Here is a 21,096-nt window from a genome sequence, read left to right on the forward strand (position 1 = left end):
GAGAGAGGAATCCCATGACCGAGCGCGTGAACGTCGGCGACCTGCAGGTCGACAAGACCCTGGTCGACTTCATCAACAACGAGGCACTGCCCAAGACCTCGGTTGATCCGGACGCCTATTGGAAGGGCTTCGCCGAGGTCTTTACCGAGTTCGCTCCGCGCAACCGTGAGTTGCTCGCCGTGCGCGATGAGCTGCAGACCAAGCTGGACGACTACTACAAGGCCCACCCGGGCAAGCAGAACCTCGACGAATACATCCCCTTCCTGAAGGAGATCGGCTACCTGGTCGAGGAGCCCGCGAGCGACGTGCGGGTGCGCACCCAGAACGTCGACCCCGAGATCAGCGAGGTCGCCGGACCGCAGCTGGTGGTGCCGGTGCTCAACCGCCGCTTCGCGATCAACGCCGCCAACGCACGCTGGGGATCGCTCTACGACGCGCTCTACGGCACCAACGCGATCAGCGAGGACGGTGGCGCCGAGAAGGGCTCCTCCTACAACCGCGTGCGCGGCGACAAGGTGATCGCCTGGGGTCGCGACTTCCTCGACCAGGCTGTGCCGCTGGCCACCGGTTCGCACAAGGATGTCACCAAGTACGCCGCCGGCGACGACTTCCGCGCCACCCTGGAGAACGGCGAGGTGGTCGGCCTGGCCGACGACGCCGCCTACCTCGGCTTTGCCGGTGATACCGATGCTCCGACCGGAATCCTGTTGGTGCACAACGGAATGCACATCGAGATCCAGGTCGACGCGTCCACCCCAGTCGGTTCCACCGACAAGGCTGGCGTCAAGGACATCGTGCTGGAATCGGCCGTCACCGCGATCATGGACCTCGAAGACTCCGTGGCCGCCGTCGACGGCGAGGACAAGGTGGTCGGCTACCGCAACTGGCTGCTGCTCAACGACGGCAGCGCCAGCGAGGAGATGCGCAAGGGAGACAAGACCTTCACCCGCACCCTTAACGCCGACCGCACCTGGACCGGCCGCGACGGCAACGAGGTGCGTCTGCCCGGGCGCGTCGTGATGCTCTCGCGCAATGTCGGCCACCTGATGACCAACCCGGCCGTGCTCGACAAGGACGGCAACGAGATGCCCGAAGGCATCCTCGACGCCCTCGTCACCAGCCTCTGCGCGATTCCTGGTCTTGATGACAAGAATGAGAAGCGTAATTCTCGCACCGGCTCCGTTTACATCGTCAAGCCCAAGCAGCACGGTCCCGACGAAGTGAAGCTGACCAACGACCTCTTCGGCGCGGTGGAGAAGGTGCTCAGCCTGCCGGAGTTCACCCTCAAGGTCGGCATCATGGACGAGGAGCGCCGCACCACGGTCAACCTCGGCGCGTGCATCGCGCAGGTGCCCGACCGCATCATCTTCATCAACACCGGCTTCCTCGACCGCACCGGCGACGAGATCCACACCTCCATGCAGGCCGGCCCGATGATCCGTAAGGCGGAGATGAAGAACGCCACGTGGATGCAGGCCTACGAGGACTGGAATGTCGACACCGGCATCGCCCTCGGCCTGCCCGGCCACGCCCAGATCGGCAAGGGCATGTGGGCGATGACCGAGCAGATGGCCGAGATGCTGGAGCAGAAGATCGGTCACCCGAAGGCGGGTGCCAACACCGCGTGGGTGCCCTCGCCCACCGGCGCCACGTTGCACGCCACGCACTACCACCAGGTGGATGCCCGCGAGCAGCAGGCGAAGATCGCCGAGGGTGGCCGCCGCGCGAAGTTGGAAGACCTGCTCGACGTGCCGGTCGCGGACGACGCGAACTGGTCGGAGGAGGAGAAGCGCAACGAGGTCGACAACTCCTGCCAGTCGATCCTGGGCTACGTCGTGCGCTGGGTGCAGGACGGCGTCGGCTGCTCCAAGGTGCCCGACATCAACGACGTCGACCTCATGGAAGACCGCGCCACCTGCCGTATCTCCAGCCAGCTATTGGCCAACTGGCTGCACCACGGCGTCGTCGACGAGGCCTTCATCATCGACTCGCTCACGCGTATGGCCCCGGTGGTCGACCGGCAGAACGAGAGCGACCGTGGCTACCAGCCGATGGGCCCCTACTTCGACCAGTCGCTGGCCTGGTGCGCAGCACGTGACCTGATCCTGCAGGGCACGAAGTCGCCCAGCGGTTACACCGAGCCGCTGCTGCACTCCTACCGCCGCAAGCTGAAGGAGACCCCGGGCCTCTGAGCGGCTCGCCACCACAAGAATCCGCGTGAGTTTCTGGCCTTCGTTCGCGCACGAAGGCCACAAACTCACGCGGATTCTGTTGTGTTCCAGCCTGTTCGGGAGGGGTCAGCGGTCGGAGCCGACCATCTGCAGGGCCACCTGGGCGAAGTGATCGGCGATGCGGTCGGGCGTCCAGCGTGCGCCGGGGAGGTACCAGCGAGCGACGTCGACGCACATGCCGGAGATGGCGTTGGCGGTCATCGCGATCTCGGTCGTGGAGAACTCCCCTGCGTCCACCCCGGCCTGTACGGTGGTGCGCAATGCGCCCTGGATCCGCTGGCGCAGGGCCTCGATCTCGGTGCGGTGCTCAGGGGTGAGCGCCTCGAGTTCGTAGTTGACCACCCTGGCCGCCTCGTGATCGGCGGCGTGGGCCAGCACCAGTCGCCGGACGATCTCGCGCAATCGGTGCGTCGGGCCGCCGTCACTGGCCGCGGCGTCCTCGACAGCCGACGCGATCTCCTGGTGACCGAGACGACTGATCTCGAAGAGCATCGCCTCTTTGGAGCGGTGATGGACGTAGACCCCCGCCGGCGACAGACCCGCCGCGGACGCGATGTCTCGCGTGGTCGTGCCGTGAAATCCCTTGTCGGCGAACGACTTCCGCGCCGCCAACAGGAGGCGGTCACGCGTGGAGGCAAGGTCGGTCATCGCACTCATTCTGCTTTCTCTTCAGGTGCGTTGACGAGCCTGCCCGAGAATGAGACGCTAAGCAAGCGCTTAGTCAGCGCCTTTCACAGCTCAAGAACGGAAGTCTTTTCATGCCCCGCAATGTGTACACCGAGGACCACGAAGCTTTCCGCGCATCGGTGCGCGAGTTCGTCGACCGCACCCTCAAGCCGCGCGCTGAGGAGATGCTCGAGCAGAAGGTCGTCCCGCGTGACATCTGGAAAGAAGCCGGACGTCAGGGCCTGCTCGGTCTCGACATCCCCGAAGAGTTCGGCGGCGCCGGCGCGGACGACTACCGCTTCAACGCCATCTCGGCCGAGGAGATCTCCGGTTTCAACGCGGCGGTGGCGAGTTGTTTCGGCATCCACTCCGACGTCTGCCCGCCCTACGTGGTCGACCTCGGCACCCAGGAGCAGAAAGAGCGTTGGCTGCCGGGCATGGCGGCGGGCGACCTGATCTGCGCGATCGGCATGACCGAGCCGTCGGGCGGCTCTGACCTGGCTGCGCTGAAGACCACCGGCGTCCGCGATGGCGACGACTGGATCATCAACGGCTCCAAGACCTTCATCACCAACGGTCACCAGTGCGACCTGGCGATCGTGGCCGTGCGCACCGACGCCAGCAAGGGCGCCAAGGGCATCACGCTGTTCATGCTGGAGAAGGACATGCCCGGTTTCACCAAGGGCAACAAGCTCGACAAGGTCGGCCAGACCGAGTCGGACACCTCGGAGTTGTTCTTCGACAACGTGCGCGTGCCGGACGCCAACCGCCTGGGCGAAGAGGGCATGGGCTTCATTGCGATGATGCAGCGTCTGCCGCAGGAGCGCGTCGGCGCAGCGGTTTCGAATGTCGCGCACGCCAAGCAGATCCTGGCCGAGACGATCGAGTACACCAAGGAGCGCAAGGCCTTCGGTCAGCCGATCGGCGCCTTCCAGCACAACAAGTTCAAGATCGCCGAGCTGGTCACCCAGATCGAGGTCACCGAGGCGTATGTCGACGACTGCGTCGCGGCGCACGCTGAAGGCAAGCTGACCCCGATCGACGCGGCGAAGGCCAAGTGGTTCTCGGCCGAGGTGCAGAACAAGGTGCTGGACGAGTGCGTGCAGTTGCACGGCGGATACGGCTTCATGAACGAGTACCGCGTGGCCCGCGCTTGGCGGGATGCTCGGGTCACCAAGATCTGGGCGGGCTCGAATGAAATCATGAAGGAACTGATCGGCCGCGACCTCGGTCTCTGACGGAGCCTGAACGAAGGTTGTCGGCGACGAAGGAGCCGGCGGCCGCAGTGGAGGTCGAGGAAGAGACCAAGAAGGTTCGGTCTCTGACGGAGCCTGAACGAGGTTGTCGGCGACGAAGGAGCCGGCGGCCGCAGTGGAGGGCGAGGAAGAGACCAAGAAGGTTCGGTCTCTGACGGAGCCTGAACGAAGGTTGTCGGCGACGAAGGAGCCGGCGGCCGCAGTGGAGGGCGAGGAAGAGACCAAGAAGGTTCGGGTTGTAAGGCTCGCCGCAAAGAACCATCGAGCGGCCGGGGTATGAACTGGTGGCCGGGGTATAACCCGGCCACTGCTTCATAGCCCGGCCACTCGGCGAAGTAGACGAACACAACACACACGAAGGAGAAGCTGTGACTGCAACACGGACTGCGATCGTGACCGGCGCTGCGCGCGGGATCGGCGCGGCAGTGGCTGAGCGCCTGGCCAAGGACGGCATGAAGGTCGCCGTCATCGACCTGGACGAGGCTGCATGCCAGGAGGTCGTCGATCGCATCAAGGCCGCAGGCGGGGAGGCTCTCGCGGTGGGTTGCGATGTCGCCGACGAGGACGCGGTCAACGCCGCTGTCGAGCGCGTGGCAGAGCAACTGGGTGCCCCGAGCGTGTTGGTGAACAACGCGGGTGTGCTGCGCGACAACCTCATCTTCAAGATGAGCGCGGGCGACTGGGACACCGTGATGAATGTGCACCTGCGCGGGAGCTTCCTGATGACGCGGGCGGCGCAGAAGTTCATGACGCAGGAGAAGTTCGGCCGCATCGTCAACCTGTCGTCGACGTCGGCGCTGGGTAACCGCGGTCAGGCCAACTACGCAGCAGCAAAGGCTGGCCTGCAGGGCTTCACCAAGACGGTGGCGATCGAGCTGGGCAAGTTCGGCGTGACTGCCAACGCGATCGCGCCGGGCTTCATCGCCACCGACATGACGGCGGCGACCGCGGAGCGCGTGGGCATGGACTTCGAGGAGTTCAAGAAGGCTGCGGCGACGCAGATTCCGGTGGCCCGCACGGGTACGCCGGATGACATTGCTGCTGCTGCGTCGTTCTTCGCGTCCGAGGAGGCCGGGTTCGTGAGCGGCCAGGTGTTGTACGTCGCCGGCGGGCCGAAGGACTGACGATGCGCACGTTCAACGGCATCGAGGAGATGCAGGCTGCAGTCGGCGAGCACCTCGGCTACTCCGACTGGCACGAGGTGACGCAGGAGGCGGTCAACCAGTTCGCGGACGCGACCGGCGACCACCAGTGGATCCACGTCGATGTCGACAAGGCGAAAGCCGGACCGTTCGGCGGCACCATCGTCCACGGCTACATGACCTTGTCGTTGCTGCCGATGCTGTCGTGGCAGGTCTACTCCCTCGACGGCGTGAAGATGGGCATCAACTACGGCTCCAACAAGGTGCGCTTCCCGACCCCGGTGCCGGTGGGCTCGCGGGTGCGGGGCGGCTTCGAGTTGGTGTCGGTCGAGCCGTCGGCGGTGGGCTTCACCGTGACGATGAAGGCAGTCGTCGAGATCGACGGCGCGGACAAGCCGGCCCTGGTGGCCGAAGTCGTGAGTGTGGTTGTGCCGTAACGGTATTGAACAAGTAGAAGGGCCGTCCCAGCCGGGGCGGCTCTTCTGCTTCGTCACGGTCGTTTCGTCAGACGGTGGAGTGAGCTGCGCGCTCGATGCGGGCACCGAAAGCGCGCAGCGCAGCGAAGGCCGCCGGATCCATCGGCTCCCCTGCGGGCCAGTGCAGCATCGCGCAGTAGTGCACCGTGCGACCCTCGACGACGAGGGTGCCGACGTCGACGCGCACTCCGTCGTCCGTGCCGGTCTTGTTGTGCAGCAACGGCGTCTCATCGACATGCGCCAAAGGGTCGAGCTGGAGATGGCCGGCCGCCATCGACAGGTCGGTGTTGAGGCGCATCCAGTCGCGCACCCGGGACGACACGACCCCTCGCTCCAGCAGTCGCAGGAAACGCACCAAGGACGTGGCCGAGCCTTCGGCGCAGGTGTGGGGCAGCCCGGGACCGCGCTCGTTACGGATGAGGTCGAGCAGCGCATAGGGCGCCACGCCAAGGTCTGCGGTGTGCGCAGCGACGGCGTCAATCCCGACTCGTTCGAGCAGGACGTTGGCGGCGAGGTTGTCGCTCACGGCGCCGACCAGTCGGCAGCAGTCGACGACCGACAGTTGCTCGGCGTCCAAGTGCTGCCACAGCCCCGAGTCGGCGACGAACTCGGTGGAGTCGCGTCGCAGCAATGCTGCGCCGTCGAGTGCGCCGGTGTCGATCAGCTTCGCCACGTGCGACAGCAGGAGCAACTTGCCCACCGACGCGATACGCTGCACGGTGTCGACCTCACCGACGCTGTCGAGCACCCGCCCGTCGCTGTCGGTGACGAGGAGGGTGAGTTCAGCGTCCATCGACGACCCGTGCTCCCTTGAAGATCCGCATCGAGGCGAGTGCTTCGTCCAGCACCGCCGCCCCGTCGACGACGGCGCGCCGGACGTTCGCGGTCATCCGGCCGTGGTCGAGGGCTGCGTGGGCCGCGGTCGACGTGTCGGGTTCAGTCACCTGCAACGGGAAGGCCGCACGGGCGATCTTGCTGGTGGCGAACTCCCCCAACCGGTCGGCCAGCGCCGGAATCACCTCGAAGTAGCGCTCGACATAAGGACGGACCAGCGCGGGATCGGGGGCCGTGAAGACGGTGCCGGCAATGGCCAACGCCTCGTAGTTCGACAGTTCGTCGTTACCGCCGAGCTGCTCCCACGCCCACTTCTTGGCCTCCGGCGTCGGCTGGATCGCCTTGGCAGCCAACGCGTTCTGACGTCCGGTCAGGGTGTTGTCTGCAGCCGCGAAGCGATCGATCTCGGCATCGTCGGCCAGGCCGAGCGCTGCCAGCCGATGCAGCGCGAGCCACTGGAACTCCACGTCGTCACCGAGCCCACCGGGTGACCCACTGCCTTCGGCCCATTCGCGCAGCAGCGGCTCGTCATCGATCGTCTGCGCCGCCACGCGGGCGGCGTCGACCACATCCGCGCTCGCCGATGCCACGGTCGCAAGCAGCGCCGTCTCACCGATCTCGACGCGGGCGGCCGCCCGCTCCTCGTACGGCAGGTAATAGCCCATGGCGTTGACCACGAGTTGCGGGATCCAGTGCCGCAACGACTGGTTGTCTTCCACCGGCCAGGCGCTCTGGAAGGTGCGCAGCACCAGGCGTGGATCGACCGCCGCCAGCGCCATGCCGTTCAACAGACTCGACCACACCACTTGGCGCGCACCGGCGTCCGCGATCTTCGGCAGCTCGTCCGGCACCGCATCGAGCGTCTTCGCGTCGAAGACGGGCACGACCCACGTGAGATCGGATGCGTTGGGCAGTAACAGGTTCGGGCGTTCGCGACCGACCAGATGTGCGTCTTCGCCGTCGTCTGCGCCGAGGGTGAACAGGTCGGTGCGCCACAGTTCATGGCCGTCCGAGAATCCGGCCACGTCGAAGACGTGGGTGCGATCGGCAGGATGGGCCTCGGGTGTGGTGCGAACGGCCCGAACGGTGGAGATCGGATCGCCCGCGACTTCGACGGCGATCTCGTCGGTGCCTGCGGTCTCCAGCCACCCGGTCGACCACGTGGCCAGATCAGCATCGGTGTGAGCGGCGATCGCGTCGAGGAAGTCGGCCAGCGTCGCGTTGCCGTAAGCGTGTTGGTTCAGGTAATCGCGCACCCCACCGATGAAGGCGTCGTCGCCCACGAAGGCCGCGAGCTGGCGCAGCGCCGAGCATCCCTTGGCGTAGGAGATGCCGTCGAAGTTGGCGAGCGCCGAGTCACTGTCGGGGGCGGCATTGCCGGCGATGGGATGCGTCGACGGGGCACGATCGGCGGCGTAGCCCCAGTTCTTACGGGCCACCCCGAAGTCGACCCACGCATCGGTGAACTCTGTTGCCTCAGTGGCAGATCGGTGGGCCATGTATTCAGCGAACGACTCGTTGAGCCAGAGGTCGTCCCACCACTTCATGCTCACGAGATCGCCGAACCACATGTGCGCCATCTCGTGGAGCACCGTGTTGCTGCGTTGGAGAACCTCGGCGTGGGTGGCCGCGCCGCGGTAGAGGTACTGGTCGCGAATGGTCACGCATCCGGGGTTTTCCATGGCACCGGCGTTGAACTCGGGCACGAAGAACTGGTGGTACTCCCCCCACGGGTAGGCGATGCCGAACAGCTCCTGGAAGTAGTCGAATCCCTGTCGGGTGACCTGGAGGATCTGCGGGGCGTGTCGTTCGAGGTCGGCACGCAGGGATGCCCGTGCGTGGATCGCGAGCGGGATGCCGCGATGTTCGTCGCGCATCGTCGCGTACGGCCCGGCGCAGACGGTGAAGAAGTAGGTGGCCAGCGGCTTCGACTGCTCGAAGTGCCACTCGCCGGGCGCCGATTCGCGGGCCGGGCTGTTGCCGGCCACCACCCAGCCTTCGGGCGCGATGACCTGCAGTTCGTACGGGGCTTTGAGGTCGGGCTGGTCGAAGCAGGCGTAGATCTGTGGCGCGGCGTCCAGGAATGACATGCCGTAGACGTAGGCCTGCCCGTCGGCGGGATCGACCGCGCGGTGCAGCCCCTGGCCGTCGCGGGTGTAGGCCATGCGGGTGGTGACCGAGAGCACGTTGTCTGCCTGCAGATCGGTCAGCTCGAGTCGGCCGCCCTTGACCTCACCGGCGTCAATTTGCTTGCCGTTGAACGAGATCGACTCGATCGACGCCGCCTTCAGGTCGACGAAGGTGGAGGCTCCAGGCTCGCTGCACCGGAACTCGATGTGGCTCTGCGATGCGAACTCCGTGTCGCCCTGCGTGAGGTCGAGCCGCACCCGATAGCGGTCGACGGTGATGAGCCGGGCGCGCTCGGTGGCTTCGGTCTGCAACAGAATCGCCATACGGCCACTGTGCCACCCGCGGTGTTGCGGCCCGTATCAGCCCCGTCGCTGGCGCAGCGCCTCGTGCAGGACGATCGATCCGGCGACGGCGGCATTGAGCGAGCTGGCCCCGCCGACCATCGGAATGCTGATGATCTGGTCGCACGCCTCCCGCCAGGCCTGGCTGATGCCACGGGTCTCGTTGCCGATCACCAGCAGCGTCGGGGCGGCGAGATCGACCGCCCGCAGATCACTTTCACCACCCTCGTCGGTGGCGAGCAGCTGCCACACCTGCGGCCTGGTTCGAAGCCAATCGAGCACTGCCGCGGTGGAATCGATCCGCACTGTCGGCAGGTTGAAGCACGAGCCGGTGGACGCCCGTACGGCCTTGGGGTCATAGGGATCAGCGGCGTGGCCGGTCACGATGAGGCCACCGGCGCCGAAGGCGTCCATGGATCTCTGGAGGGTGCCGATGTTGCCCGGCTGGGTCGGGCGATCGAAGACCACCAGCAACTGCTCACGATCGACCAGGCGATCCAGATCGTCAGGGGGCATCGCCACCACGGCCACCAACTCAGGGGCATCCTGACTGCGCTCGCCGAGTTCGCGCACCATCTCCGCCGGCATCTCCACCCGCTGGCAACGAGCCTCGTCCCAGACCTGCGCTGCCCAGCGCGAACGGCCGCCGCCGTCGGGGCGGATGAGAGCCACCAGTTCCCAGCCGGCCTCGATCGCCAGCGTGATCGGACGCACTCCCTGCACCAGGAACTGCCCGTGCCGGTGCCGCTTGGTGCGATTGGTCAGCAGCGACTCCCACTGCTGGAAGGTCGCGTTGCGGCTGTGGATCCGGGTCGGGGCGCTCACGGCCAACAATCTAGCCAGGCCCGACAACCGAACGCCGCCGCGCACGGTGCGCGGCGGCGTCCTGGTGGGACGTGAGAGGTCAGCTCAGACGTCGGCCCAGCACCCATGCTCCGGCGAGCAGGACGGCCAGCGACCCGGCACCGGCGAGCAGGACGGCGTTGTTGCTGCCGGCGGACGGACCATCGGTGACCACCGGCGGACCGGTGACCGTCGAGCTACCGGTGTCGGTCGTACCCGGCTCGGTGGTCGACGGCTCGGTGGTCGACGGCTCCGTGGTCGACGGCTCAGTCGTCGGGGAGGTCGGTTCGCTCGTCGGCGTGGTGGGCTCGGCGCCCGCCATCACCGTCACGGGCATCGTGACCGTGGTGCCGGTCTGAGCCGCCTTGACGGTGAGCGTCTGCGCACCCGTCATCGCGGTCGCGGGCACCTTGATGGTGATGGTCGCCGTCTCGTTGCGCGACGGGAACGGCGGCGTGCTGGTGAGCACCTTTTCCACAGGGAAGGTGCCGAGCGAGGTGCTACCGAGGAAGACCTCGAGGGAGGTCGCGGTCGGAGATCCGACGCTGGTGAAGTCGATCCCGGAGACGGTGAAGGTCGCCTCCTTGCCCTGCGTCAGCACCGAGGGCTGATCCTGCACAGCCACACCGTTCTTGGCGAAGGACGGGCTGATCGGACTGTGCTCCTTGATCCACTCGATGAAGAGCGACTGGTCGATCAGGCCGGAGTCACGGCGACCGGCGCCCTCGCTGAACGCGGTGAAGTTGTCGCCACCTGCGGTCAGGAAGGAGTTGGAGGCGACGGTGTACTTCTTCGCCGGGTCGAGCGCAGCACCGTTCACGGTGACCGAGGTGATCCGCGAGCCGGCTGCTGCGCCCGGGTCGTAGGTGTAGGTGACGTTCTTGCTCAGGCCCAGCTTCAGGAACGGCCGCGAACCGCCCTCGGGCTGCCACTGCTGCTCCAGCACCTTCTTCAGTTGCGCACCGGTGAGGTCGATCGTGGTGATCGTGTTGTTGAAGGGCATGATCGAGGCCGCGTCGGCGTAGGTGATCGTGCCGTCGGTGCCGTACTTCAGCTCGGCTCGCACGCCACCGGGGTTCATCACACCGATGTCGACACCGCCGGGACGACCCGGCTTGTTGATCGAGTCGACGTAGGACTGCGCGATGAGGTTGGAGAGCGTCGACTCGCGCGTGCGGTCATCGCGGGTGCCGTCCGGCTTGACTGCCGTGGTGACATCGGCGGTGAGCTTGCCGATCGGCTGCTTGCCGATGACATCCGCGCGGGCGTTGGCGGTGTCGACGATGCGGGCGGCCGACTGGTAGGCCGGGTCGGCCTCGCAAGCTGCCGTGGGTGCGGTCACCTCACGGTTGGTGAGCGAGTATTGCGTCACCTTCTTGGTGGTGGGGTCGTAGCCGAGTTGCAGCACACCGACGTGCGATGCGTAGAAGTCGGTCTGCACCACCGGACGCGTGCCGGTGCCGCCCGGCACCGGACCGTCCCAGGCGTAGATCTGGTGGGTGTGACCGGTGAAGATCGCGTCGACACCGGCGGAGGTCTGGTTGACGATCGCGTTGAACGTGGTGTTGGCGGCGGTCTGCGCGGCCAGGCTCGATCCATCGCCTGACGGCGCGCCCTCGTGGTACTCCGCCACGACGACATCGGCCTCGCCGTTGGTGGCGTCGCCGTCCTTGAGCTTGGTGGTGACGCGGTTGACGGCCGCTACGGGGTCGCCGAAGTCGAGGGTGGCGATACCACCGGCTGCGACGAGCGAGGGGACGTCCTTGGTGACGGCGCCGACGACCGCGACCTTCAAGCCGTTGATGTCGAGCATCTTGTACTCGGGCAGCGCGGGCGTGGTGGTGCCCTTTCGGTAGACGTTGGCGCCCAGGTAGGTCCAGGCGGCGCGGGTCTGCACGCGTCCGGTGAGATCGTCGAAGCCCTTGTCGAACTCGTGGTTGCCGACGGCAGAGGCCTTCAGGCCCAGCGCGTTCAGGTAGTCGATCGCGGGCTCGTCGTTCTGCACCGCGGACGCAAACGGCGTGCCGCCGATGTTGTCTCCGGCGGAAAGGAAGGTCGCACCCAGTTCGTTCTGGGCGCTGGTCACGGTGCAGGCGAAATCCTTGGTGAAGTGACCATGGAAGTCGTTGGTGTTGAGCAGGCTGATCTTGGTGAGGCCGGACGCGATCTGACCGTCACCGACGTTGGTCGCGGCAAGCGCTGAAGGTGTGGACGCGACGGACGCCACGAGGGCGGCGGTTGCGGCCACGCCGAGCAGGCGGGTGGGCTGCATGGGGACTCCTTGACGGGATGCGGGGGTGCCGCAGGTCCGACAAGGCAGGGCTCGACCAACACTACGGCTCGCTCAGTGTGCCCCTCGCCGGGAGGGATTGGGCGCCTTCGGGCCCTCGTTCGCTGAACGTGTACCAGAAATTTACCGAGACGTTCTCCGTGGAGCCGGACGAACTCAGAGGCCGCGCTGTGCCATCTGCTGCAACCGCGCGATGCGGTCGGCGGTGGACGGGTGGGTCGACATCATCCGCGAAACATCCTGGGCCCGAAACGGATTGGCGATCATCATGTGACTGGCGTTGACAACCCGCGGGGTGGGCGCCAGCGGTGCCTGCGCAATGCCGTTCTCCAGCTTCGCCAGCGCGGACGCGAGCGCCAGCGGGTCGCCGGTGAGCCGCGAACCGTCTTCGTCGGCGTCGTACTCGCGGGTGCGGCTGATCGACATCTGGATGAGCATCGCGGCGAAGGGTGCGAGGAAGGCCATCAACAGCATGGCCAGGGGGTTGGGCCGGTTGTCATTGCTGTTGCCGCCACCGAACGCCCCGGCGAACATCATCATCTGTGCCACCGAGGTGATGATTCCGGCGAGCGCGGCAGCGACGGAGGAAGTGAGGATGTCGCGGTTGTAGACGTGCATGAGTTCGTGGCCGAGCACTCCGCGCAGTTCGCGTTCGTCCAGCAGGTCCATGAGGCCCTCGGTGACGCAGACGGCCGAGTGCTGCGGATTACGGCCGGTTGCAAAGGCATTGGGTGCCTGGGTGGGCGACATGTACAGCCGCGGCATCGGCTTGCCCGCGGCGTTGGAGAGCTCGCGGACGATGCGGTAGTAGTCCGGCGCCTGGATCTCGCTGACCGGGTAGGCCTGCATCGCGCGCAACGCGAGCTTGTCGCTGTTCCAGTAGCCGTAGAAGGTGGTGCCAAGGCCGATGAGCGCGAAGACCCAGATGAACTTGCCGCCGCCGATCAGCGAACCGACGCCCAGCAGCAGCGCCCAGATGGCGCCGAACAGCAGGGCGGTCTTGAGGCCGTTGTAATGCTTGTGCACGTCTGCTCCAACGTGGCTCACCCTGCCGATGTTCCGGCGCTCCGTCGGCGTCTCTTGGCCGCCCGCGCACCGGGCCCGGAGGGCGCGTCGTAGCGTGGCCCCATGCCCGAACCGCTTGCCAACCTGATGCATCCCAGCTGGGTCGATGCGCTCACGCCCGCTGCCGATGCACTGGCCGCGTGTGGGGTGTTCCTGCGCGAAGAGGTGGCCGCCGGACGCGGCTACCTGCCAGCGGCCAATCACGTGCTGCGTGCCTTCGAGCAGCCGATGGACGCGGTGCGCGTGCTGATCGTCGGGCAAGACCCGTACCCGACGCCGGGCCACGCCGTCGGGTTGTCCTTCTCGGTGGCGCCGGAAGTACGGCCGGTGCCGCGCAGCCTGGTGAACATCTACACCGAGTTGGAGTCAGACCTCGGCCTGCCGCGTCCGAGCACCGGCGACCTGTCGCCGTGGAGCGAGCGCGGGGTGCTCCTGCTCAACCGAGTGCTCACCGTCGCACCAGGTAAACCCGCCTCGCACCGGGGCAAGGGCTGGGAGCACGTCACGGCCGCAGCCATCAGCGGGCTCGTGGCCCGTGGCGGCCCGCTCGTGGCGATCCTGTGGGGCCGCGACGCCCGCAATCTCGCACCACATCTGGGGCAGGTGCCCTTTGTGGAGAGCGCGCACCCGTCCCCGTTGTCGGCGCACGGTGGGTTCTTCGGATCACGACCGTTCAGCAGATGCAACGAGTTGCTGCAGCAGCAAGGCGCCGAACCGATCGACTGGAGGCTGGCATGAAGACCTGGGAACGCTACGTGGCGATCGGTGACAGCTACACCGAGGGCATGGTCGACGAACACCCGGAGCAACCCGATGTCTTCGTCGGCTGGGCCGACCGGTTGGCTGCCCAGCTCGCCGCCACCAATGCTGCCGACAGCAAGCCCTTCGGGTACGCCAACCTCGCCGTGCGCGGGCGGCTGCTCGCCGACGTGGCCGGACCGCAACTGCAGCAGGCCCTCGAACTGCAGCCCGACCTGGTGTCGCTGGTGGGCGGCGGTAACGACATCCTGCGTCCCAAGGCCGACCTGGACGCCATCGCTGACTCGCTGGAAGAGGCCGTCGCCACAGTGCGGGCCACTGGTGCGGACGTCCTGCTCAGCACGCTCGCTGACCCGGTCGGCGCGGCCGTGCTGCGACGCCTGCGCGGACGCATGGCCGCGCACAACGCCAACGTCTGGGGAATCGCGCAGCGCCAGGGCGCCATGGTGCTCGACATCTGGTCGCTGCGGTCTCTCCGGGATGCGCGGATGTGGGGCACCGATCGCATCCATCTCTCGACCGAAGGTCACCAACGTGTTGCGGCACAGGCGTACTGGACTCTTGGCGATCGCGGCACGACCGAGCGTGAGTGGGCTCAGCCGCTGCCGCCGGCACCGGCCCTTCGTCGACGCGAGGCAATCGCCGGGCACGCCAGCTGGGCCAAGGAGTACGCCGGGCCATGGGTGCAGCGCCGGTTGAAGGGTCGCAGCTCAGGCGACGAGATCAGCCCGAAGCGACCGACTGTGGCTCCGGTCGACCTCGAGGTCCAATAGCCAGTCGCTCCAGCGGCAGGAAGGCCAGTAAGCAGATCGCCGTGGGCAGGAAGTGGATGCCCAGCAGCGCGAAGGTGGACGCGTGGAATACCGCCCAGAACGCCACGTAGGCGTAGAGCGGCCGGCCGCGCAGGAGCAGCATGATGGGCGCGAGGAACTCCGCGATCAGCGAGATCCATTGGAAGAGATAGGTCAGCCACGGCAGTTCGGCCAGCGCTTGTCCGGCCGCCGATCCGCGCCGCGTGATGGCCCAGACCAGCACGGCCGAGCTCGCCCATCCCCAGCCGGCTTCCTTCACCTTGGCCACGGCCGCGAAGAAGTACGTGGCCACCACAGCGATCTGGATCATGCGCAGCGACCATCCGTTGCGCTCGGCGTCCGCGCGGCTGTCGCTACGCCGACCGGCCCCCAGCGGGAGCACAGCCAGCGCCACGAGCAGGGCGAGATGGTCATGGTTGATCTTGCTGTAGGAGAAGGCGTTGCTCATCCAGTCGAACATCCCGACGGCGACGATCAAGCCCGCCGCTCTGGGCAGGCGTCCGGAGAGAGCCAGCAACGCTGCCACCGTGATGACGATGCGCAGCAGGTGGACGTACAGCGGCGCGGGTTGGGGGAAGAACCACTCGCGCACCGGAAGCGGTTGGTAGAGGTCGGCCGGCACGTTTCCGTGGCCGATCGGGAAGGGCGTGAGCAGCCAGACGTCCAGCAGCACCACGGCGTAGATCGCCGCGCGTAATCGGGCGACGCGCTCGTACGGCACCGCTTCGAAGAGCCGGTTCACGAGAGGTCCTTGGGATCTGTCGGGTCGACAACGGCCCAGGTGGCAAGCACCGTGCGCACCGGCTTGCCGACGCGTTCACCGTCTTTCAGTTGATGGACGGTGTCGACGAGATACACCTTCCGGTATCTCGGCGCGTCGGGCAGGGTGCGGGCTGCTGCGACGGCGATGCCCTGCAGACGCTTGGGTTCGCGGGTGAGGCGCTGCGCCTGGCCCTCGATCTCGGCACGTTCCAGTCCGATGCCACCGGCGCCCAGTGGCACCACGACGCGCTGACCAGCCACCGTGTCGGCCTCCACACCGAGTGAGTGCACCTGACCGTTCGGATCGACCTGGAAGGCGAACATCGTCATCGGCCCGGACGGCCACCAGCGGTCGGTGCCCCAGCCAGCGCCGAGGGTGACGGCGACGACCAGCAGAACGGTCGCGACAACACGTCCCCACCGCCCCGCGCCGGTCAGCCCCTCGTCCACGGCAGACACCCTGCCATGCGTGGTCAGCGCTTCGAGCCGGGCGCTGCGTCAGGGCCCAGCAGACCGTCGACGGTCACCAACTCGTGGCCGCGTGATTGCAGACGCGGCACGAACCCTCGCAGCGCGGCGATCATGCCCTCGGAGGGGGTGCGCCGGCTGTCGTGACACAGGACGATCGACCCATTGGTCAGGTCGCGCTCCAGGACGCCCGCGGCAGCGGCTGAGTGCTTGCCGGGCAGCCAGTCGGACCACAGCACCATCTGCAGACCTGCTGCCGTGGCCCGCTGCAGCACCGGCGCATCGAACCTGCCGTACGGCGGACGCATCACCGTGGCGGTCACGCCCCCGATCGTGCGCACCGTATCGATCGACAGGTCGAACTCGCGCTCGAGAGCGGCGGCATCAAGGGTGGTCATGTCGACGTGCGCGACGCCGTGAACGCCGATCTGATGACCCTCGGCCACGATGCGACGCAACAGGTCAGGATGCTTGAGCACCTGAGTGCGAAGCACGAAGAAGGTTGCCAGGCAACGGTTCTGCTTCAGGATGTCGAGGATGCGCGGTGTCCACCTCGGGTCAGGGCCGTCATCGAAGGTGAGCGCTACCCCACCACCTGCGGCACGCCAGACGACCGGCGCCACAAAGGCGCCGGTGCGCGGTGCAGGCGGGGCCACCCGGTAGGACGGCGGCCGGTGCGTCACCTCGTACGCCACCGCTTCATCATTGAGCGCCGCTCCCCCGAGCGCGCCCAGCACGGCAGAACCGCCGACCATGATCACTCGTCGCCGCGCCTGACCCCCTGATTCGGTCATGCTCGATGGTCTCGCATCGCGTCGCTGATCGCCGTGACGAATCGGTCGATGTCTGCCTCGGTGGTGTCCCACGAGCACATCCAGCGCACCTCGCCGGTGCTTTCGTCCCAGAAGTAGAAACGGAACGACTCCATGAGATGTTCGGACACTTCACGCGGCAAGATCGCAAAGACCGCGTTGGCCTGCACCGGTCGCGGCAGGATCAGCCCGTCGATGTCGCGCACTCCGCCGGCCAGCCGCTGCGCCATCGCGTTGGCGTGACCGGCATTACGCAGATACAGCTCGTCGGTGAGCAGCGCTTCCAACTGAGTGCTGATGAAACGCATCTTGGAGGCCAGCTGCATCGACTGCTTGCGCAGGTACTTCATGCCCCGGACGGCGTCCGGTGCGAGCACCAGCACCGCCTCGCCGACCATCAGACCGTTCTTGGTGCCTCCGAAAGACACGATGTCGACGCCGGTGTCGGTGATCATCTCGCGGAAGCTCACGCCCAGGCTCGCCGCGGCGTTCGACAGACGTGAGCCGTCGACGTGCAGCACCCAACCCTTTGCGTGCACGTGATCGGCGATCTCACGGATCTCCGCCGGGGTGTAAGCGGTGCCGAGCTCGGTGGTCTGGGTGATCGAGACGACCTTGGGCTGGGCGTGGTGCTCGTCGTCCTTGCGCACGGCGACGGTGTCGATGAGATCAGGGGTGAGCTTGCCGTCCGGCGTGGCCACCGTCATCAGTTTCAGCCCGCCCATGCGCTCGGGCGCCGCGCACTCGTCCACGTGGATGTGTGCGCTCGCGGTGCAGATCACCGATTCCCACCGCTGCGTGCAGGCCTGCAATGCAACGACATTCGCGCCCGTTCCGTTGAAGACCGGGTAGACCTCGACGCCTTCACCGAAGTGCTCGGCGAAGGCGTCCTGCAGCCTCGAGGTGTAGACGTCGTCGCCGTAGGCCGTCTGGTGGCCGCCGTTGGCCCGGACGATCGCCGCCAACACCTCGGGGTGGATGCCGGAGTAGTTGTCGCTGGCGAAGCCGCGTTCGGTCGGGTCGTGCAGCGCATCGAGTTCAGTCACGTTCGAAATCCTCTCAGGTGGGGTGAGGTCGGCCGGACGTCGTCCGCACATCCGGACGCGAGCCGGGCCGCAGACGCGGCGCTTCCTCACGCACGCGGCGGTTGCAGCTACCGCGTTTGCCTATAGCCGCCGCGTTTGTCACTGGAAGGGCTCCGTCTGTTTGCAATTCCGGCGTAGCGACGCGAAGTACGGCGTGTCGGACGTCCCCAGATGTAAGCCGGAGGCGAGCCGGGCCGCAAACGCGGCGGCTCTTCACGCACGCGGCGGTTGCAGCTACCGCGTCTGCCAACAGGTGCCGCGCCTGTCGGTGGAAAGGCTCTGTCTGTTTGCGCCTCAGCCCGGATCGACGGTGAGGTCGATGATCCGGCCGTTGACCGAGTCAGCGGGATCGTCCCAGAGCGCGACGACCGCTGCCGCAACCTTGTCGACCGGGGTGAAGCCCCTGAACTTCGCCTCGGGCTTGGCCTCCCGCATCGCCGGGGTGAGCAGCGCCATGACACGTAGGACGACCGCCGCGGCGCCGGAGCCCTTGAACGAGTCGGCCACGGCGAGGGTCCACGCCTCAGTGGCGGCCTTGGCTGCGACGTACGCGGCGTTCTTGGCGGTGGGAGCCGCGACGCCGGTGGACGAGATGATCACCAGTCGGCCGTCCGGCGACTCGCGCAACGGGTCGTGCACCGCTCGCGAAGTGTGCTGGAGAGTGCGGATCAGGCTGTCGTGCAAAGCATCCCAGTCAGCGAGGTCGGCTTCCACAATGCCCTTGCCGCCGCGCCAACCACCCACCAGGTGCACGAGGCCGTCGATGCGTCCGTAGCCAGCGAGCACCTCCCCTGCCCAGGCGTCTGCCGCCGACGCGTCGAGCAGGTCGACGGCCATCGGCACGTACCGCTCAGCCGTCGGCGACAACAGGTCGAGGTCACGGTCGACCGCGATCACCGTGACACCTGCGTCAACCAGGAGGCGACTCACGACTTCACCGAGCGCTCCCCCGGCTCCGGTCACCGCGACGACCGCGCCGTCGGGCAGCATCACGCCACCTGCGCGGGTTCGCTCGAAACGGCGGTGATGCCCCGGGTGGATTCGATGACGCCGCCGAGCTTCTTGCGCAGCGCCTCGTAGAAGACGTTGAGCGGGAACTCGTCGGGCTGCACGAGGTCGACGAGTTCCTTGACCGTGCCGTCGAGCGGCAGAGCAGCTGCGCCCTTCGCCCAGGTGGACGCCGGGTGCGGCGCGACGTAGGTCGTGACGAACTCGTAGGAAGCAAGCCAGTGGCCGACCCGCGAGCGGTCGATACCGCTGCGGTACAACGTTTCGACCTCTTCGCAGAGGGCGACGACGACTTCGGGCACGCGGCGCCAGTCGAAGGAGAGCTTGTTGTCGGTCCAACGCAAAGCATCGTTCTTGTGCAGGTAGGCGAACATGAGCTGACCGCCCAGACCGTCGTAGTTGCGCACCCGGTCGCCGGTGATCGGGAAACGGAAGAGCCGGTCGAACAAGATCGCCAGCTGCACCGACTTGGCGTAGGGCTGCCCCTCGGCCTCGAGCTTCACGGCTTCACGGAAGGTGGTGAGGTCGCAGCGCAGTTCCTCCAACGCATACATCCAGAAGGGCATGCGCTGCTTGATCATGAACGGGTCGAAGGGCAGGTCACCGTGGCTGTGGGTGCGGTCGTGGATGAGATCCCACATGGCGAAAGTTGACTGCGCCAGCTCCTGGGAGCCGAGCAGCCGCTCCCCCTCAGGCGGCAGCTGCAGGTGCAGCAGGTCAGCGGCCGATTCGACAACCCGGCGGAAGCGGGCGCCTTCGCGGTCGCAGAAGATCGCGCCCCAGTGGAACTTCGGCACTTCGCGGACGGCCACCGTCTCGGGGAAGAGCACCGCCGAGTTGGTGTCGTAACCGGGTGTGAAATCGAGGAAGTTGACCGGGACGAAAGCGGAGTTGACGTACTCCTTCTCCACCTCGGCCAACCACTGCGGCCACGGAACGCTCACCAGCAGCGCTTCGAAGACGCGGTCGGGGTTGCCGTTCTGGGTGTACATCGGGAAGAGCACCAAGTGCTCGATGCCGTCCTGTCGGTGCAGATCGGGGCGGAACAGCTGGAGCGAGTCAAGGAAGTCAGGAACCGCAAAGCCGCCGCCGACCCATTTGGTGAGATCGACAGGAAGAGCAGCCAGGTAGTCGGCGTCGTGCGGGAATCGCGGGGCGAGAGCTGCGATCTCGGCCTTCATCGCCTCCACCAACTCCGCGGCGCGGGCGTGCGGGTGTGCCGATCCGTCGATTGAGCCGTCCTTGCTCTGCATCTGGCGCAGCTCGAGCACAGCCGTCTTGAGGCGCTGCCACTCCGGGAGGTTCTCCGTGCCGGAACCCGTCGCCGCCACCTCGGCTCGCGTCCGGCCCGCTGCCGCCCAGGTGACGATGTTGATCCAGAAGCGGGTGTGGTCGAGTTCGTGGATCGAGTCGTCGCCCACGAGATCGGAGTCAGCCAGCACCACGACGCGGCCTGCGCCGAACGAGGCGGTGACGACGAGCGGCTCAAGGGCGGGGTGCGCCGTCGCGCTCGTACGCACGAGCACCTGGGCCTCCGGAGCGCCCGACACGTCGATGACACCGGCACGGTAGAAGCAGAGGTCGTCGACCCCGGCGAGCACACCCTGGCCGTGGCCGGTGATGACCTCGCCGCGCACCCAGGTGGCGTTGTCCTGATGGCGACGGCCGCTCTCGGCCGATTCATGCACGAGCGTGCTCGTGACGCAAAGCCCGAAACGGGCGAGCAGCTCGTTGACATTGTTGCCGTAGACGTCCTGCTCGCATTCGGCCAGCACGATCAGCCCCCCGCCTTGCTCGACAAAGCCGACCACAGCGTCGATCTCGTCGGCGGTGAAGACCGGCGGCAGGTCGCCCGCCACTCGCTCGGCCTTCGCCTCGGCCGGGTGGTCGATGACCAGCACGTCGGCATCACCGAAGGCAGAACTCGCGAACTCACCCGCGTGTGGAGCAACCAGGAAACCCCGTGATTGCAGCGCCTCCACAGCCAACGCGAGGCTCGCGTCGGCGGGGTTGGCAGGGTTCATCGTCGCGGCGACCGCGCGATCGATCGACCATGCACTGCTGTGCGCCTGGTCGATCAACACCTTCGGGAAAACACTCATCGCTGGCTCCTCGT

At 66.9% G+C, this 21,096-nt stretch carries 18 protein-coding genes; 6 read left to right on the forward strand and 12 right to left on the reverse strand.

The window, feature by feature from the left end; genetic code table 11:
* Positions 1-14: 14 nt before the first annotated feature.
* Positions 15-2,192: a malate synthase G gene (locus J5M86_RS12135; protein ID WP_188059187.1), complete on the forward strand. Its 2,178-nt coding sequence runs from the start codon at positions 15-17 to the stop codon at positions 2,190-2,192.
* Positions 2,193-2,297: 105 nt separating this feature from the next.
* Here J5M86_RS12135 and J5M86_RS12140 read toward each other — a convergent pair whose 3' ends face one another.
* Positions 2,298-2,879 carry a TetR/AcrR family transcriptional regulator gene (locus J5M86_RS12140; RefSeq protein WP_188059186.1) on the reverse strand — a complete coding sequence of 194 codons (582 nt, stop codon included), beginning with the start codon at positions 2,877-2,879 and terminating at the stop codon, positions 2,298-2,300.
* A gap of 110 nt (positions 2,880-2,989) precedes the next feature.
* On the opposite strand from J5M86_RS12140, the gene J5M86_RS12145 reads away from it, so the two are divergent.
* The 3 genes from J5M86_RS12145 (at position 2,990) to J5M86_RS12155 (ending at position 5,732) form a co-directional block, all read left to right on the forward strand.
* Positions 2,990-4,135, forward strand: coding sequence for an acyl-CoA dehydrogenase family protein (locus J5M86_RS12145; protein WP_188059185.1), 1,146 nt, complete (start codon positions 2,990-2,992; stop codon positions 4,133-4,135).
* A gap of 386 nt (positions 4,136-4,521) precedes the next feature.
* Entirely contained in the window at positions 4,522-5,277 is a 756-nt protein-coding gene (gene fabG / locus J5M86_RS12150; protein ID WP_188059184.1) for a 3-oxoacyl-ACP reductase FabG, read from the forward strand.
* A gap of 2 nt (positions 5,278-5,279) precedes the next feature.
* A complete protein-coding gene (locus J5M86_RS12155) occupies positions 5,280-5,732 on the forward strand; it encodes a MaoC family dehydratase (RefSeq protein WP_188059183.1) in 453 nt (150 codons plus the stop codon).
* A gap of 67 nt (positions 5,733-5,799) precedes the next feature.
* Here J5M86_RS12155 and J5M86_RS12160 read toward each other — a convergent pair whose 3' ends face one another.
* From J5M86_RS12160 to htpX, 5 genes are all read right to left on the reverse strand, one after another.
* The gene (locus J5M86_RS12160) at positions 5,800-6,564 is read right to left on the reverse strand and encodes a serine hydrolase (protein WP_188059182.1); all 765 of its coding nucleotides are present in this window, start codon (positions 6,562-6,564) and stop codon (positions 5,800-5,802) included.
* Positions 6,554-9,058, reverse strand: coding sequence for an aminopeptidase N (gene pepN / locus J5M86_RS12165; RefSeq protein WP_188059181.1), 2,505 nt, complete (start codon positions 9,056-9,058; stop codon positions 6,554-6,556). The genes J5M86_RS12160 and pepN overlap by 11 nt, the downstream gene beginning before the upstream one ends.
* 36 nt (positions 9,059-9,094) lie before the next feature.
* The gene (locus tag J5M86_RS12170) at positions 9,095-9,901 is read right to left on the reverse strand and encodes an RNA methyltransferase (protein WP_188059180.1); all 807 of its coding nucleotides are present in this window, start codon (positions 9,899-9,901) and stop codon (positions 9,095-9,097) included.
* A 79-nt stretch (positions 9,902-9,980) separates the two neighbouring features.
* On the reverse strand, positions 9,981-12,191 hold the full coding sequence (locus J5M86_RS12175) for a bifunctional UDP-sugar hydrolase/5'-nucleotidase (RefSeq protein ID WP_188059179.1): 2,211 nt from the start codon (positions 12,189-12,191) through the stop codon (positions 9,981-9,983).
* A 174-nt stretch (positions 12,192-12,365) separates the two neighbouring features.
* A complete protein-coding gene (gene htpX / locus J5M86_RS12180; protein ID WP_188059512.1) occupies positions 12,366-13,235 on the reverse strand; it encodes a zinc metalloprotease HtpX in 870 nt (289 codons plus the stop codon).
* Positions 13,236-13,337: 102 nt separating this feature from the next.
* On the opposite strand from htpX, the gene J5M86_RS12185 reads away from it, so the two are divergent.
* A complete protein-coding gene (locus tag J5M86_RS12185) occupies positions 13,338-14,012 on the forward strand; it encodes a uracil-DNA glycosylase (RefSeq protein WP_188059178.1) in 675 nt (224 codons plus the stop codon).
* A complete protein-coding gene (locus J5M86_RS12190; protein ID WP_188059177.1) occupies positions 14,009-14,806 on the forward strand; it encodes an SGNH/GDSL hydrolase family protein in 798 nt (265 codons plus the stop codon). Before J5M86_RS12185 ends, J5M86_RS12190 begins: the two co-directional genes overlap by 4 nt.
* Here the strand turns inward: J5M86_RS12190 and J5M86_RS12195 are convergent.
* The 6 genes from J5M86_RS12195 to J5M86_RS15800 form a co-directional block, all read right to left on the reverse strand.
* Positions 14,757-15,587, reverse strand: coding sequence for an HTTM domain-containing protein (locus J5M86_RS12195; protein WP_188059176.1), 831 nt, complete (start codon positions 15,585-15,587; stop codon positions 14,757-14,759). The two genes, J5M86_RS12190 and J5M86_RS12195, sit on opposite strands and share 50 nt — an antisense overlap.
* Complete coding sequence (locus J5M86_RS12200) at positions 15,584-16,057, reverse strand: hypothetical protein (protein WP_188059175.1); 474 nt, start codon at positions 16,055-16,057, stop codon at positions 15,584-15,586. The genes J5M86_RS12195 and J5M86_RS12200 overlap by 4 nt, the downstream gene beginning before the upstream one ends.
* 23 nt (positions 16,058-16,080) lie before the next feature.
* A complete protein-coding gene (locus tag J5M86_RS12205) occupies positions 16,081-16,869 on the reverse strand; it encodes a polysaccharide deacetylase family protein (protein ID WP_188059174.1) in 789 nt (262 codons plus the stop codon).
* Entirely contained in the window at positions 16,866-17,933 is a 1,068-nt protein-coding gene (locus J5M86_RS12210; protein ID WP_244328346.1) for a low specificity L-threonine aldolase, read from the reverse strand. The genes J5M86_RS12205 and J5M86_RS12210 overlap by 4 nt, the downstream gene beginning before the upstream one ends.
* 333 nt (positions 17,934-18,266) lie before the next feature.
* Complete coding sequence (locus J5M86_RS12215; protein WP_188059510.1) at positions 18,267-18,962, reverse strand: SDR family oxidoreductase; 696 nt, start codon at positions 18,960-18,962, stop codon at positions 18,267-18,269.
* The gene (locus J5M86_RS15800; RefSeq protein ID WP_188059173.1) at positions 18,962-21,082 is read right to left on the reverse strand and encodes a DUF6421 family protein; all 2,121 of its coding nucleotides are present in this window, start codon (positions 21,080-21,082) and stop codon (positions 18,962-18,964) included. The genes J5M86_RS12215 and J5M86_RS15800 overlap by 1 nt, the downstream gene beginning before the upstream one ends.
* Between the last annotated feature and the right edge of the window lie 14 nt (positions 21,083-21,096).

Origin of the sequence: Yimella sp. cx-51, from assembly GCF_017654605.1 — a bacterium.
Classification (GTDB): Bacteria; Actinomycetota; Actinomycetes; order Actinomycetales; family Dermatophilaceae; genus Yimella.